This window comes from Ornithinimicrobium pekingense DSM 21552, from assembly GCF_000421185.1.
GTDB lineage: Bacteria > Actinomycetota > Actinomycetes > Actinomycetales > Dermatophilaceae > Ornithinicoccus > Ornithinicoccus pekingensis.
Genome location: NZ_ATWJ01000001.1, coordinates 33,721 through 46,471, shown reverse-complemented (window position 1 = coordinate 46,471; position 12,751 = coordinate 33,721). Strand labels below are relative to the sequence as shown.

The following is a 12,751-nucleotide window of genomic DNA, read 5'->3' as shown; positions in this document are numbered from 1 at the left end:
CTCCGTACACCAACCGACCCCGTGGCACACAGGGTGCACCAGCCGACCCTTTGATGCAGGTGGTGCACCAGCCGACCCTTTGGTGCAGGTGGTGCACCAGCCGACCCTTTGGTGCAGGTGGTGCACCAATGTCACGTGAGGCGCGTGTATCCCCGCCCTAGACGGCGTCCCGGGCCGAGCACACCGCCCCGCTGACCGCGGAACGGTCGACGGTCATGGCGCGCTGGGGCTCCCCGAGCCACTCATCGACGCCCTGCAGCAGCCGCGCCCGCACGTCGGGCGGTGCCTGGGATCCTTCGATCGAGCCGCGGGCCAGCTGGGCGAGCGCGGCGTCGTCGAGACCGTGGGCCTCACGTGCGAGGGAGTACTGGTCGACGAGGCGGCTGCCGAAGAGCAACGGGTCGTCGGCGCCGAGGGCCACCAGGGCACCCGCGGCGAGCAGGCGGGGCAGCGGCACCTCGGCCGCGGAGCCGTAGACGCCCAGCGCGACGTTGCTGGTCGGGCAGACCTCCAGGACGACCTGCTCCTCGACCACCCGGCGCAGGACCTCTGGGTCCTCCACCGACCGCACGCCGTGTCCCAACCGGTCGGGGGCGAGGTGCTCGAGGGCGACCTCGACGTGGTCGGCGCCCAGGAGCTCACCGGCGTGGGGGACGCTCGCCAGACCGGCCCGCCGGGCGATCCGGAAGGCGGCCGCGAAGTCCTCGGTCATGCCTCGGCGCTCGTCGTTGCTCAGACCGAACCCCACCACCGACCCCGCCCCGACGCCGGCGTGCCGGGCGGCGAGCCGGGCCAGGGTCCGCGCGTCCAGCGGATGGCGCATCCGGCTCGCGGCGACGACCACGGCCACCTGGGTGCCCGTGTCGGCGCTCGCGGCGCGGGCCTCGTCGAGCACGATCTCGATCGCGGGCGTGATGCCGCCCACGAACGGGGCGTATGAGGTCGGGTCGACCTGGATCTCGAGCCAGCGAGACCCCTCCGCCGCGTCGTCCTCGGCGGCCTCCCGCACGATCCGTCGCATGTCCGCCTCGTCCCGCACGCAGGCCCGTGCCGCGTCGTAGAGTCGCTGGAACCGGAACCAGCCCCGCTCGTCCCGGGCACTCAGCTCGGGCGGCCACTGCGTCGTCAGGGCGGGGGGCAGCCGCAGGCCATGCTTGTCCGCGAGCTCACGCAGCGTCGTGATGCGCATGGAGCCGGTGAAGTGCAGGTGCAGGTGGGCCTTCGGCAGCGTGTGCAGGGCACGACCGGTCACGTTGGAGGCGGGTGAGGAGGGGGCGGTCATGGTGCCTCCATGTATATCCCGCGCCGGCTGACCCCCGCGCGACACGGGGGCCTGCACCCCAGCCAAAGCCCAGCACCGCTCACTAGGGTGATCGGTCATGGGGGTGATCCAGACAGAGGCGCTGACGAAACGCTACGGCAGCAGCAGCGGCGTCGCCGCCCTCGACGGCCTCACCATCGACGTCGACGCGGGGGTGACCGGGCTCGTCGGTGCGAACGGTGCCGGCAAGTCCACCCTCATCAAAATCCTGCTGGGGCTGCTCAGCCCGACCTCCGGCGACGCACGTGTCCTGGGGCACGACATCCGCACCGAGGGTGAGGCGATCCGCACCGCGGTCGGCTACATGCCCGAGCACGACTGCCTGCCGCCGGACATGCGCGCGATCGACTTCGTGGTGCACATGGGGCAGGTCTCCGGCCTGCCTGCGGCGGCCGCCCGCGAGCGCGCCGCAGACGTCCTGCGCCACGTGGGGCTGGCCGAGGAGCGCTACCGGCTCATGGGCGGCTACTCGACCGGGATGAAGCAGCGCGCCAAGCTCGCCCAGGCGCTGGTGCACGACCCTGCGCTGATCATGCTCGACGAGCCCACCAACGGTCTCGACCCTGCGGCGCGTGACGACATGCTGGCGCTGGTGCGCAGGATCGGCCACGACTTCGGGATCCCCGTGCTCGTCACCTCCCACCTGCTCGGCGAGCTGGAGCGCATCAGCGACCACGTCGTCGTCCTGGACTCCGGCCACCTGCTCCGCTCCGAGGCGACCCAGTCCTTCCTGGGCGACACGGGGGTGGTCCTCGTCGAGGTCATCGGCGACGCGGCGCCGGACGGCACGCCGGCACAGGCCCGCATGGGCGAGGCGCTCGCCGCCCGCGGTGTGAGCTGCCGGGCCCGGGGGGCGCTGATCGAGATCGACCCCGACCGCCGCGACGGCATACCCGAGGAGCAGGCGGCCGCCGTGCACGACGCCCTGCGGGACCTCGTGCGCGACACCGCGGCCGACCTGGGCCTGGGCCTGGTCCGGGTGCAGCCGCAGACCGGCCGGCTCGAGGACGTCTTCCGCGAGGAGGCAGCCCGATGACCACCGAGGACCGCGCCGGTGTCATCCACGACATCGGCTACCGCCCCTACCGCGGGCCCCGGGTGAGCAGGTGGGGCATCATCACCGGCCTGCTGCGGCACGGTGCCCTGTCCACCTTCGGCTTCGGCAGGTCGGGCAAGGCCAAGGTGCTGCCCTTCGCCCTGCTGGTCATGGCGCTCGTGCCGGCCATCGTCTTCGTGGGCATCATCAGCTTCCTCGGGCTGGACTCGGAGCTGCTCAACTATGCGGGCTACCAGCAGGTGACATCGCTGTTCGTCATCATGTTCGTCGCCGCGCAGGCGCCCGTGCTGTTCACCCGCGACCTTCGCTCGGGCGTCATCAGCCTCTACCTCGCCCGGCCGCTCGGCCCGGCCACCTTCGCGCTCGTGCGCTGGGCCTCGCTGGTGGCGGCCATCCTCGCCTTCGTCGTCACCCCGCTGGTCATCATGTTCGTCGGTGGTCTCGCGGCCGGCACGGACGTGGGCGAGGAGCTGCCGCGCTGGCTGGTGGCGATGGGCGGCGCCGTCCTGCTCGCGGTCCTGCTCGCCACCGTCGGAGCCGTCGTGTCCAGCCTCACGACGCGCCGCGGGCTGGCGATCGGCGGGTCGATCGTGGTCCTGCTCTTCGGCCTCGGCGTCACCGCGGTGCTGCAGGAGGTCGGCAACGAGCAGGGCCAGGAGACCGCCGCCACCTGGCTGGGACTGCTCTCGCCCTTCGTGCTCGTCGACGCCGTCCAGCACGGCCTGGGTGAGGCCACCACCTCCTTCGAGGCTCCGCCGGACGACGCGGCGACCGCCGCCGGCATGCTGCTCGTCGCGCTGACCGCAGCCGCCGTCGGGCTGCTCCTGCTCGTCCGCCGCTACCGGGGCAAGGGGTCACGATGACCGAGCTCGTCCTCGACCGCGTCAGCCGCTGGTACGGCAACGTCGTCGCCGTCAACGACGTCACGATGACCATCGGCCCCGGTGTCACCGGCCTCCTCGGTCCCAACGGTGCCGGCAAGTCGACGCTCATCTCGATGATGTCCGGCTTCCTCGCACCCTCCGCCGGCACCGTCCGGCTCGACGGGGAGGACGTGTGGAGCAACGTGGCGACCTACTCCCGCCTGGGGCTCGTCCCCGAGCGGGAGGTCAGCTTCGCCTACCTGACCGGACGTCAGTTCGTGCAGGCCAACGCCGAGCTGCACAAGCTGCGCGACCCCCGGGCTGCCACCCAGCGCGCGCTCGAGGAGGTCGACCTCGTCGAGGCCGCGGACCGGGCCATCAGCACCTACTCCAAGGGGATGCGCCAGCGTGCCAAGCTGGCCAGCGCGCTGGTGCACGAGCCGGAGGTGCTGCTGCTCGACGAGCCGTTCAACGGGGTCGACCCGCGGCAGCGGATGCACCTGATGGACCTGCTGACCCGGATGGGGGAGCAGGGCCGCACCGTGCTCTTCTCCAGCCACATCCTCGAGGAGGTCGAGCACATCGCCCGGCACGTCGAGGTCGTCGTCTCCGGGCGGCACGCGGCCAGCGGCGACTTCGGCGCGATCCGCCGGCTGATGACCGACCGGCCCACCCACTACACGGTGCGCAGCAGCGACGACCGTCGCCTGGCCGCCGCCCTCATGGGCCAGCCCAGCGTGCGCGGGGTCAGCCTGCAGGCACCGGCCGGCGGCAGTGAGGTGCACGTCGAGGTCACCGACATGGGAGCCTTCGCCCGCGCCCTGCCCACGCTCGCACGCGGGGCCGGCATCACCGTCCGTGAGCTCACCCCCACCGACGAGTCGCTCGAGTCGGTCTTCACCTACCTGGTGCAGTCATGAACCCCACCATCAGCCGTCTGGCCCTGCGCGGCCTCGTCGGCCAGCGCCGCGGCCTGGTCCTCGTCGCCCTCCCCGCGCTGCTGGTGCTGCTCGCCGCCGTCGTGCGGATGCTCACCGGCGAGCCGGTCAGCGCGCGGCTCATCCTCGTCGAGGTCGGCCTGGCGGTCGTCGTGCCGCTGGTCGCGCTGCTCGCCGCCAACGGTGTGCTCGGCCCGGAGATCGACGACGGATCCGTGGTCTACCTGTTGTCGACCCCCGTCTCCCGGTATGTCGTGGCCGCCTCCAAGTGGCTCACGGCCGCCGGGGTGTCGGTCGTCCTGAGCTCGGGTGGCCTGGCCGGGGCGGCCCTGGCCGGCGGGGTGAGCAGCCGCTGGGTGCTCGGCTCCGCGGCGGCCGGGGCGATCGGGGCCGTGCTCTACACCGCGCTGTTCACGCTCATGTCCGCCGCCACCCGCCACGGGATGATCGCCGGCCTGGTCTACGCGCTGATCCTGGAGCGGGCGATGGGCTCGCTGCTGACCGGCATCCGCTACGTCTCGGTCCAGTCCTTCACGCAGCGGCTCACCGAGCCGGTCGCCGACATCGACCTGCCGGTGGCCGACCTGGGCCTGGGGTATGCCGTCGTCGCGGCCGTCGTCGTGCTGGTCGTCGGGGTCGGTGCCGCCGGCTGGCGGCTGCAGCGCTTCCAGCTCAAGGGCGACGAGTAGCGGCACGCGATCACCGACACCTCTCTGAACTGCGGATTGAATATCTATGCGTTTGACCGCATACACTGCTCCTCATGTCCAAGGTCTTGACGAGCATCCCTGTCGGTGAACGCGTCGGGATCGCCTTTTCGGGCGGTCTCGACACCTCCGTGGCGGTCGCCTGGATGCGAGAGAAGGGCGCCGTGCCCTGCACCTACACGGCCCACATCGGTCAGTACGACGAGTCCGACATCGACGGCGTCCCGGGGCGCGCGCAGGAGTACGGCGCCGAGGTCGCCCGGCTGGTCGACTGCCGGCCGGCGCTGGTCGAGGAGGGGCTGGTCGCCCTCGCGTGCGGCGCCTTCCACATCCGTTCCGGGGGGCGGACCTACTTCAACACCACCCCGCTGGGCCGTGCCGTGACCGGCACCATGCTCATCCAGGCGATGAAGGCCGACGGCGTCCACATCTGGGGCGACGGGTCGACCTACAAGGGCAACGACATCGAGCGGTTCTACCGCTACGGCCTGCTCGCCAACCCCCAGCTGCGCATCTACAAGCCGTGGCTGGACGAGGCGTTCGTGCACGAGCTGGGCGGCCGCGACGAGATGAGCCAGTGGCTCTCCGAGCGCGACCTGCCCTACAGGGCCAGCAAGGAGAAGGCCTACTCCACCGACGCCAACATCTGGGGCGCGACGCACGAGGCCAAGGCGCTGGAGCACCTCGACACGGGGATGGAGATCGTCGAGCCGATCATGGGGGTGCGGTTCTGGGACCCGCAGGTCCAGATCGAGCCCGAGGACGTGACGGTCACCTTCCGCGACGGCCGGCCTGTCGCGATCAACGGTGACGACCTCGGCGGTGACCCGGTCGCCCTGGTCATGAAGGCCAACGAGATCGGTGGCCGGCACGGTCTGGGCATGGCCGACCAGATCGAGAACCGCATCATCGAGGCCAAGTCGCGCGGCATCTACGAGGCGCCGGGCATGGCCCTGCTGCACATCGTCTACGAGCGGCTGGTCAACGCCATCCACAACGAGGACACGATCGCGGCCTACCACGAGCAGGGGCGGGCGCTGGGCCGGCTGATGTACGAGGGCCGCTGGCTCGACCCGCAGGCGCTGATGATCCGGGAGTCCCTGCAGCGTTGGGTCGCCTCGGCCGTCACCGGGTCGGTGACGGTGCGGCTGCGCCGTGGTGAGGACTACTCGATCGTCGACACCTCCGGCGACAGCTTCTCCTACCACCCGGACAAGCTGTCGATGGAGCGGGTGGCCAACGCGGCCTTCGGCCCGACGGACCGGATCGGTCAGCTGACGATGCGCAACCTCGACATCGCCGACTCGCGCGCCCGCCTGGAGCAGTACGTCGCGATGGGGCTGCTCGGCAACGGCGACGCCGCCGGGGTCTCCGCCCTGGGGATGGCCACGACCAAGCTCGTCGGGCACCTCGAGGCCGGCGGCGCGGAGTCGATCGCCGGCGGCGTGGGGCCGACCGACGAGGAGGAGGAGGCCCTCGACTGGGCCGCGATGGAGTTCGGCACCGACTGACCTCCACCGGAGCCGGTGACGACGAAAGTCGCCCGGTGCGGGGGAAGCTTCCCCTGCACCGGGCGACTTTCACTGCGTCGTGTCGGTCTCGGCTCAGCGGGCCTCACCCAGGAGCGACTGGATGCGGCCCACGCCCTCCGTCAGGTTGTCGTCGCCCAGGGCGTAGGACAGCCGCAGGTAACCGCTGGGGCCGAACGCCTCGCCCGGCACCACCGCCACCTCGACCTCGTCCAGGATGAGCGCGGCCAGCTCGGCGGAGGTCTGCGGCCGGCGGCCACGGATCTCCTTGCCGAGGACGCCCTCGACCGAGGGGTAGGCGTAGAAGGCCCCCTGCGGCACGGGGCAGCGCACGCCGTCGATCGCGTTCAGCATCTCGACCATGGTGCGGCGGCGCCGGTCGAAGGCGGTGCGCATCTCCTCGACGGCGTCCAGCGACCCGTTGAGCGCCGCGACGGCCGCGCGCTGGGAGACGTTGGCGACGTTGGAGGTCGCGTGGCTCTGCAGGTTCGTCGCCGCCTTGATCACGTCCTTGGGGCCGACCATCCAGCCCACCCGCCAGCCGGTCATCGCATAGGTCTTGGCCACCCCGTTGAGCACGACGCAGGTGTCGGCGAGCTCGGGGACCACGACCGGCATCGAGGGGGCCTGCGCGCCGTCGTAGAGCAGGTGCTCGTAGATCTCGTCGGTCACCACCCAGATCCCGTGCTCCAGCGCCCAGCGGCCGATCGCCTCGACCTGCTCCGGCGGGTAGACGGCCCCGGTCGGGTTGGAGGGGGAGCAGAAGAGCAGCACCTTGGTGCGGTCGGTGCGTGCCGCCTCGAGCTGGTCCACGGTCACCAGGTATGACGCGTCGGCCCCGGCGAACACCTCGACCGGCCTCCCGCCGGCCAGCCGGATCGCCTCGGGGTAGGTGGTCCAGTAGGGCGTGGGGAGGATGACCTCGTCACCGGGGTCGAGCAGCGCGGCGAAGGTGTTGTAGACCGCCTGCTTGCCACCGTTGGTGACGAGCACCTGGGCCGGCTCCACGGCATACCCGGAGTCGCGCTGCGTCTTGGCGACGACGGCGGCCTTGAGGTCCGGCAGCCCGCCGGCGGGGGAGTAGCGGTGGTTGACCGGGTCGGCGGCCGCTGCCACGGCGGCCTCCACGATGTACCCGGGTGTGGGAAAGTCGGGCTCTCCGGCGCCGAAGCCGATGACCGGGCGCCCCTCGGCCTTCAGCGCCTTGGCCTTCGCGTCGACGGCCAGGGTGGCGGACTCGGCGATGGAGCCGATGCGCCGGGAGATACGGGTGCGGGTCTGGTCGCTCACGCGGACCATCTTTGCACCTGCGTCGGGGCTCACGTAGACTGCCTGTTCGGGTGTTCGCACCGTGCGCAAGCCTGCCCCCAACGCAGACGGAGCACGGAGCAGAGGCACAGGGCACCCGGTGAAGGGCATTAGCTCAATTGGTAGAGCACCGGTCTCCAAAACCGGCGGTTGGGGGTTCGAGTCCCTCATGCCCTGCGCGAACGACCACGGCGCCGCCGGCGCGACGGTCGTGACCACATACCCGCTCGAGGAAGGCAACCCGTGGCGAATCCGGCCCACGACACCGAGGGTGTCGCCCGTAGCCAGCCCGGCTCCGGTCAGCCGCCCCGTCCGGCGAGCTTCGTCGAGCAGGTCCTGGCCGAGCTGCGCAAGGTTGTCCAGCCCACGCGGCAGGAGCTGATCACCTACACCGTGGTCGTCTTCGTGTTCGTGTGCGCGGTGATGGGCTACGTGTTCGGCCTGGACCAGATCTTCCGGTGGTTGATGGGTCTCGTCTTCGGGAACTGACCTCCACCGCGAGCACACCACGGTGCGTGAGGCACCGAGCCAGACCATCAGGAAGTAGGGCATGTCCGACCAGACCCATGAGTTCGACGAGCGCCACGGCGCCGCCGACCCCTCCGTCGAGGAGTCGAACGAGTCCGACCTGTCCGTCGCGGAGGCCGACCTCGAGGCGGCCGAGCGCTTCGACGGTGACGCCGGCTCCGACCCTGTCGAGGACGAGGTCTACGGCGAGGACGACGTGCGCGTCGAGCCGGCCGAGGCCCTGGCTGACGACGACGCGGAGGAGGACGCCCCCGCCGAGGAGACGGTCACCGACCCTCTCGAGGAGTTCAAGACCGTCCTGCGCGGCAAGTACGGCGACTGGTTCGTCATCCACTCCTACGCGGGCTACGAGAACCGGGTCAAGCACAACCTGGAGACCCGGATCACCAGCCTCAACATGGAGGACTACATCTTCGAGGTGGAGGTCCCCATGGAGGAGGTCACGGAGATCAAGAACGGCCAGCGCAAGCTGGTCCGCCGCGTCCGGATGCCCGGCTACGTCCTCGTCCGCATGGAGCTGACCGACGAGTCCTGGGGGGCCGTGCGCCACACGCCGGGCGTCACCGGCTTCGTCGGCAACGCCCACCAGCCGGTGCCGCTGAGCATCGACGAGGTCGTCAGCATGCTCGCCCCGACCTTCGAGACGCCGGCCGCAACCCCCGCCGCGCGCAGCGCCGGCGGTGGCGAGGGCCAGGCGCCCGCCGCGCAGCCGCAGGTCGACTTCGAGGTCGGCGAGTCGGTCACCGTCATGGAGGGCCCGTTCGAGACCCTGCCCGCCACGATCTCCGAGATCATCCCCGAGAGCCACAAGCTCAAGGTGCTGGTCTCGATCTTCGGCCGCGAGACCCCCGTCGAGCTGTCGTTCAACCAGGTCGCCAAGATCTAGTCGGTCGGGGGGCTCCGCTTCGCTCTGCCCCCCGACTGCCCCCCGCAACGGGGCTCCGCCCCGAGGGCGGCGCTGCACGCCGGGGGAGCGGGCTCGCGCCCGCGCAACTCCATACCTCCCCAGGACTGCCGTCCTGGGGGATGCAACCGGGTCATCGCCCACGGCGTCGGCCCACAACGAGAAGGAAGAGGCACCATGCCCCCCAAGAAGAAGGTCTCCGGCTTCATCAAGCTGCAGATCCAGGCCGGTGCGGCCACGCCCGCGCCCCCCGTCGGCCCCGCGCTGGGTCAGCACGGCGTCAACATCATGGAGTTCGTCAAGGCCTACAACGCCGCGACGGAGTCCCAGCGTGGCAACGTCATCCCGGTCGAGATCACGGTCTACGAGGACCGCTCGTTCACCTTCATCACCAAGACCCCGCCGGCCGCCGAGCTGATCAAGAAGGCCGCCGGTGTCCCGAAGGGCTCGGGCGAGCCGCACAAGACCAAGGTCGCGACGCTCACCGACGCCCAGCTCACCGAGATCGCCGAGATGAAGATGCAGGACCTCAACGCGAACGACGTCGAGATGGCCAAGCGCATCATCGCCGGCACCGCTCGCTCGATGGGCATCACCGTCGAGTGACGACACGCACCACCGGGTATGCCGTCCGCCTGCGGGCGGACGGCACGGCCGGTCGGGGTGGCCGGAGCCCACGCACCCGCGCGGAGAACGGCATACCCCACCTGTGGCAGGGCCTGCGCCGGCCCGTCCGACCACAGCTCCACCATCACCACGAGGAGTAGACATGAAGCGCAGCAAGGCTTACAGGGCCGCCGCCGAGAAGATCGAGGACGACAAGCTCTACACCCCGGTCGAGGCTGTGCGCCTGGCCCGGGAGACCGCGACCACCAAGTACGACGCGACCATCGAGGTCGCCCTGCGTCTGGGCGTCGACCCGCGCAAGGCCGACCAGCTGGTCCGGGGCACCGTCAACCTGCCCAACGGCACCGGCAAGACCGCCCGCGTCGTCGTGCTGGCCAACGGCGACAAGGCCGAGGCCGCCCGCGAGGCCGGGGCCGACTGGGTCGGCTCCGACGACCTGATCGAGAGGATCGGCGGCGGCTGGACCGACTTCGACGCCGTCGTCGCCACCCCCGACCTCATGGGCAAGGTCGGCCGGCTGGGCAAGGTGCTGGGCCCCCGCGGCCTCATGCCGAACCCCAAGACCGGCACCGTCACGATGGACACCGCCAAGGCCGTGACCGACATCAAGGGCGGCAAGATCGAGTTCCGCGTCGACAAGCACAGCAACCTGCACTTCATCATCGGCAAGGCCTCCTTCGACGAGGCCGCGCTGGTGGAGAACTACGGTGCCGCCATCGACGAGGTCCTGCGTCTGAAGCCGTCGGCCTCCAAGGGCCGGTACGTCACCAAGGCGACCATGGCCACCACGATGGGGCCGGGCATCCCGCTCGACCCCTCGCGCGTGGGCAGCGTGGCGGCCGCCGACGCGGAGTGACCTGCACCTGACGGCCGGCGCGGAGCGAGCGCTTCCTGACCGGCGTCCGACGCCCCCGACGACCACTGGTCGCCGGGGGCGTCGCCGTGTCCGGCCCCACGATGCGTCGCCGGTCCTCGCCAGATCGCGCGTGGAGGTCACAGATGCTGTCGACGGAGGCTCGCGCGGGGGAAGCTTCCCCGGCACAGGGCGCCAACCCCGGCGCGGGGCAGCTGCCGCGCTCACAGGGCGGGGCAGCGCTCCACCGTCAGCCCGTCCCGGCCGGTCACCGTGCGCGCGTGCCGCATCGAGGACAGCACCGCCTCCTCCACCACGTCGGCCACGGCGCAGAACCAGGGCCGGAGCCAGTCCCCGTCGCGCCGGTGCCGCGGCGTCGCCGTCGACCACGCCAGGACGAGCTCCCCGGAGCCGTGGTCGGTGAGGACCCCGGTGCGGGCCAGGCCGTTCTGCGCGCGGCGGGCCAGGCGTCCGAGCTGGCGGGCGTCCAGGGGCGCGTCGGTGGCCAGCAGCACGATGACCGACCCGTCGGCGGGCCGGGTGACGCCGGCCGGACGCTCGGCCACCGGCCGACCGTGCACCACCAGGTCCTCGGGGCGGCCCATGTTGGTCAGGACCAGGCAGCCGAGCGTGCCGGCCCGGGCTCCGTCGACGACCCGGGCCGAGGCCGTCCCGACACCGCCCTTCCAGCCGAACGCGACCATGCCGTGACCCGCGCCCACGGCCCCCTCCTGCACGGGCGCGCCGTCGGAGGAGGCCTCTGCCCGGCGGACCGCCTCCGTCACGTGCTCCGGGCGGACCGCCAGGGCCCGCAGGTCGTTGAGGCGCCCGTCGTTGCACTCCAGCACGACCGGGTTGACGGTGCGCGGCCGCCCGACGTCGGGGGAGCGGGCGAGCACCGACCGCACCACGCCCTCGTGCGCGGCGCCGACGGCAAGGGTGTTCGTCAGGATCACCGGCGTCTCGATCTCCCCCAGCTCGACGACCTGGGTCAGCCCGACCGGCTTGCCGAAACCGTTGACCACGTGCGCCGCCGCGACCACCGGGTGCTCCAGCAGGTCCCGGCGGTGGGGGAGGACGCAGGTGACGCCGGTGCGGACGCCCTCGCCGGGGCCGTCGAGCGTGACGTGCCCGAGCCGGACCCCGCTGACGTCGGTGATGCCCATGGGTGGGACCCTAGACGCCCGGCCCCGTGGATTTGGGGCAGGCGCGGGTATGCCGTAGCCTTGTCGCATACCCAATGACCGCCGGTCGTCGGCGTGCCCTGGTGCCACGAGCCCCAGGAAGCGTCGGCCGAAGGTTCCCACGACGGGGCGACCAGCGCAGGTGAGATGCGAGCCGCTGCGGCGCCGGAGACGATCCGGCGCGAGCAGAGAACGGAGCCCCGTGCGCCTGCGCCGGGGCTCTTGTCGTGTCTACCCGGGGGTAGCCGGCACCACGTGACGAAGGAGGCCAGTATGGCGACGCCCGAGAAGGCTGCAGCCATTGCCGAGCTCACGGAGAAGTTCCGTAGCTCCGGCGCGGCCGTGCTCACGGAGTACCGCGGACTGACGGTGAGCCAGCTCACCCAGCTGCGGGGCTCCATGCGCGAGCACGCCACCTACGCCGTGGTGAAGAACACGCTGACCAAGCGGGCAGCTGCCGAGGCCGGGATCGACGGCCTCGACGAGCACCTGGTGGGTCCCACGGCCATCGCCTTCGTCACCGGTGACCCGGTCGAGGCGGCCAAGGGCCTGCGTGACTTCGCCAAGGCCAACCCGGCCCTGGTCATCAAGGCGGGTGTTCTCGACGGCAAGCCGTTGAGCCCCGAGGAGATCACCAAGCTCGCGGACCTCGAGTCCCGCGAGGTCCTGCTGGCCAAGCTCGCCGGCGCCATGAAGGCGAACCTGAGCAAGGCCGTCTACCTCTTCGCCGCTCCGCTGTCGCAGACCGCCAGGGTCGTCGACGCGCTGCGCGCGAAGGTGGAGGAGCAGGGCGGTTCCGCCCCCGTGGCCGAGGCACCCGCCGACGCCGCACCGGCCGAGGCTGCCGCCGAGGCCACCCCTGACGCCGCCGAGGGTGGCGACGACAGCTGACCGTCCGGGTGCCTCGCACCCGACGGCCGGCACAACCCCGA

14 protein-coding genes and 1 tRNA gene are annotated in these 12,751 nt (G+C 71.6%); 12 read left to right on the top strand and 3 right to left on the bottom strand.

Translation table 11 applies throughout. The features are described 5' to 3' along the window. Positions 1 to 157: 157 nt before the first annotated feature. A complete protein-coding gene (locus tag K330_RS18085; protein ID WP_022919857.1) occupies positions 158 to 1,282 on the bottom strand; it encodes an adenosine deaminase in 1,125 nt (374 codons plus the stop codon). A gap of 97 nt (positions 1,283 to 1,379) precedes the next feature. Between K330_RS18085 and K330_RS0100270 the strand changes: the two genes are divergently transcribed. The 5 genes from K330_RS0100270 (at position 1,380) to argG (ending at position 6,397) form a co-directional block, all read left to right on the top strand. After that, positions 1,380 to 2,357, top strand: coding sequence for an ABC transporter ATP-binding protein (locus K330_RS0100270; protein ID WP_022919856.1), 978 nt, complete (start codon positions 1,380 to 1,382; stop codon positions 2,355 to 2,357). Beyond that, positions 2,354 to 3,241 (top strand): ABC transporter permease, encoded by an 888-nt coding sequence (locus tag K330_RS0100265; RefSeq protein WP_022919855.1) that lies wholly within the window; start codon positions 2,354 to 2,356, stop codon positions 3,239 to 3,241. The genes K330_RS0100270 and K330_RS0100265 overlap by 4 nt, the downstream gene beginning before the upstream one ends. After that, positions 3,238 to 4,161 carry an ABC transporter ATP-binding protein gene (locus K330_RS0100260; protein ID WP_022919854.1) on the top strand — a complete coding sequence of 308 codons (924 nt, stop codon included), beginning with the start codon at positions 3,238 to 3,240 and terminating at the stop codon, positions 4,159 to 4,161. The genes K330_RS0100265 and K330_RS0100260 overlap by 4 nt, the downstream gene beginning before the upstream one ends. After that, complete coding sequence (locus K330_RS0100255; RefSeq protein ID WP_022919853.1) at positions 4,158 to 4,868, top strand: membrane protein; 711 nt, start codon at positions 4,158 to 4,160, stop codon at positions 4,866 to 4,868. Before K330_RS0100260 ends, K330_RS0100255 begins: the two co-directional genes overlap by 4 nt. A 74-nt stretch (positions 4,869 to 4,942) precedes the next feature. Continuing rightward, complete coding sequence (gene argG, locus K330_RS0100250) at positions 4,943 to 6,397, top strand: argininosuccinate synthase (protein WP_022919852.1); 1,455 nt, start codon at positions 4,943 to 4,945, stop codon at positions 6,395 to 6,397. A 93-nt stretch (positions 6,398 to 6,490) separates the two neighbouring features. On the opposite strand, the gene K330_RS0100245 is transcribed toward argG, so the two are convergent. After that, positions 6,491 to 7,705 carry a pyridoxal phosphate-dependent aminotransferase gene (locus K330_RS0100245; protein ID WP_029202144.1) on the bottom strand — a complete coding sequence of 405 codons (1,215 nt, stop codon included), beginning with the start codon at positions 7,703 to 7,705 and terminating at the stop codon, positions 6,491 to 6,493. A 122-nt stretch (positions 7,706 to 7,827) separates the two neighbouring features. Between K330_RS0100245 and K330_RS0100240 the strand changes: the two genes are divergently transcribed. The 6 genes from K330_RS0100240 (at position 7,828) to rplA (ending at position 10,638) form a co-directional block, all read left to right on the top strand. Next, positions 7,828 to 7,900: transfer RNA gene (locus tag K330_RS0100240), tRNA-Trp, on the top strand. A 66-nt stretch (positions 7,901 to 7,966) separates the two neighbouring features. Next, positions 7,967 to 8,212, top strand: a complete 246-nt coding sequence (secE, locus tag K330_RS18080) for a preprotein translocase subunit SecE (protein ID WP_022919850.1) — start codon at positions 7,967 to 7,969, stop codon at positions 8,210 to 8,212. Between the two features lie 61 nt (positions 8,213 to 8,273). After that, positions 8,274 to 9,137 carry a transcription termination/antitermination protein NusG gene (gene nusG, locus K330_RS0100230; RefSeq protein WP_022919849.1) on the top strand — a complete coding sequence of 288 codons (864 nt, stop codon included), beginning with the start codon at positions 8,274 to 8,276 and terminating at the stop codon, positions 9,135 to 9,137. A 195-nt stretch (positions 9,138 to 9,332) separates the two neighbouring features. Beyond that, positions 9,333 to 9,761 carry a 50S ribosomal protein L11 gene (rplK, locus tag K330_RS0100225; protein ID WP_022919848.1) on the top strand — a complete coding sequence of 143 codons (429 nt, stop codon included), beginning with the start codon at positions 9,333 to 9,335 and terminating at the stop codon, positions 9,759 to 9,761. Beyond that, complete coding sequence (locus K330_RS23465; RefSeq protein ID WP_156875622.1) at positions 9,758 to 9,922, top strand: hypothetical protein; 165 nt, start codon at positions 9,758 to 9,760, stop codon at positions 9,920 to 9,922. Before rplK ends, K330_RS23465 begins: the two co-directional genes overlap by 4 nt. Before the next feature lie 2 nt (positions 9,923 to 9,924). After that, positions 9,925 to 10,638, top strand: a complete 714-nt coding sequence (gene rplA, locus K330_RS0100220; RefSeq protein WP_022919847.1) for a 50S ribosomal protein L1 — start codon at positions 9,925 to 9,927, stop codon at positions 10,636 to 10,638. A 221-nt stretch (positions 10,639 to 10,859) separates the two neighbouring features. Here rplA and K330_RS0100215 read toward each other — a convergent pair whose 3' ends face one another. Then, the gene (locus tag K330_RS0100215) at positions 10,860 to 11,801 is read right to left on the bottom strand and encodes a P1 family peptidase (protein WP_022919846.1); all 942 of its coding nucleotides are present in this window, start codon (positions 11,799 to 11,801) and stop codon (positions 10,860 to 10,862) included. 291 nt (positions 11,802 to 12,092) lie between these two features. On the opposite strand from K330_RS0100215, the gene rplJ reads away from it, so the two are divergent. Continuing rightward, the gene (gene rplJ, locus K330_RS0100210) at positions 12,093 to 12,710 is read left to right on the top strand and encodes a 50S ribosomal protein L10 (protein WP_022919845.1); all 618 of its coding nucleotides are present in this window, start codon (positions 12,093 to 12,095) and stop codon (positions 12,708 to 12,710) included. The last annotated feature ends 41 nt before the right edge of the window (positions 12,711 to 12,751 follow it).

Bases quoted from the DNA above. Each gene is read 5' to 3' on its own strand.
- K330_RS18085 (WP_022919857.1), bottom strand. From the start codon at position 1,282: ATGACCGCCCCCTCCTCACCCGCCTCCAACGTGACCGGTCGTGCCCTG.
- K330_RS0100270 (WP_022919856.1), top strand. From the start codon at position 1,380: ATGGGGGTGATCCAGACAGAGGCGCTGACGAAACGCTACGGCAGCAGC.
- K330_RS0100265 (WP_022919855.1), top strand. From the start codon at position 2,354: ATGACCACCGAGGACCGCGCCGGTGTCATCCACGACATCGGCTACCGC.
- K330_RS0100260 (WP_022919854.1), top strand. From the start codon at position 3,238: ATGACCGAGCTCGTCCTCGACCGCGTCAGCCGCTGGTACGGCAACGTC.
- K330_RS0100255 (WP_022919853.1), top strand. From the start codon at position 4,158: ATGAACCCCACCATCAGCCGTCTGGCCCTGCGCGGCCTCGTCGGCCAG.
- argG (WP_022919852.1), top strand. From the start codon at position 4,943: ATGTCCAAGGTCTTGACGAGCATCCCTGTCGGTGAACGCGTCGGGATC.
- nusG (WP_022919849.1), top strand. From the start codon at position 8,274: ATGTCCGACCAGACCCATGAGTTCGACGAGCGCCACGGCGCCGCCGAC.
- rplK (WP_022919848.1), top strand. From the start codon at position 9,333: ATGCCCCCCAAGAAGAAGGTCTCCGGCTTCATCAAGCTGCAGATCCAG.
- rplA (WP_022919847.1), top strand. From the start codon at position 9,925: ATGAAGCGCAGCAAGGCTTACAGGGCCGCCGCCGAGAAGATCGAGGAC.
- K330_RS0100215 (WP_022919846.1), bottom strand. From the start codon at position 11,801: ATGGGCATCACCGACGTCAGCGGGGTCCGGCTCGGGCACGTCACGCTC.
- rplJ (WP_022919845.1), top strand. From the start codon at position 12,093: ATGGCGACGCCCGAGAAGGCTGCAGCCATTGCCGAGCTCACGGAGAAG.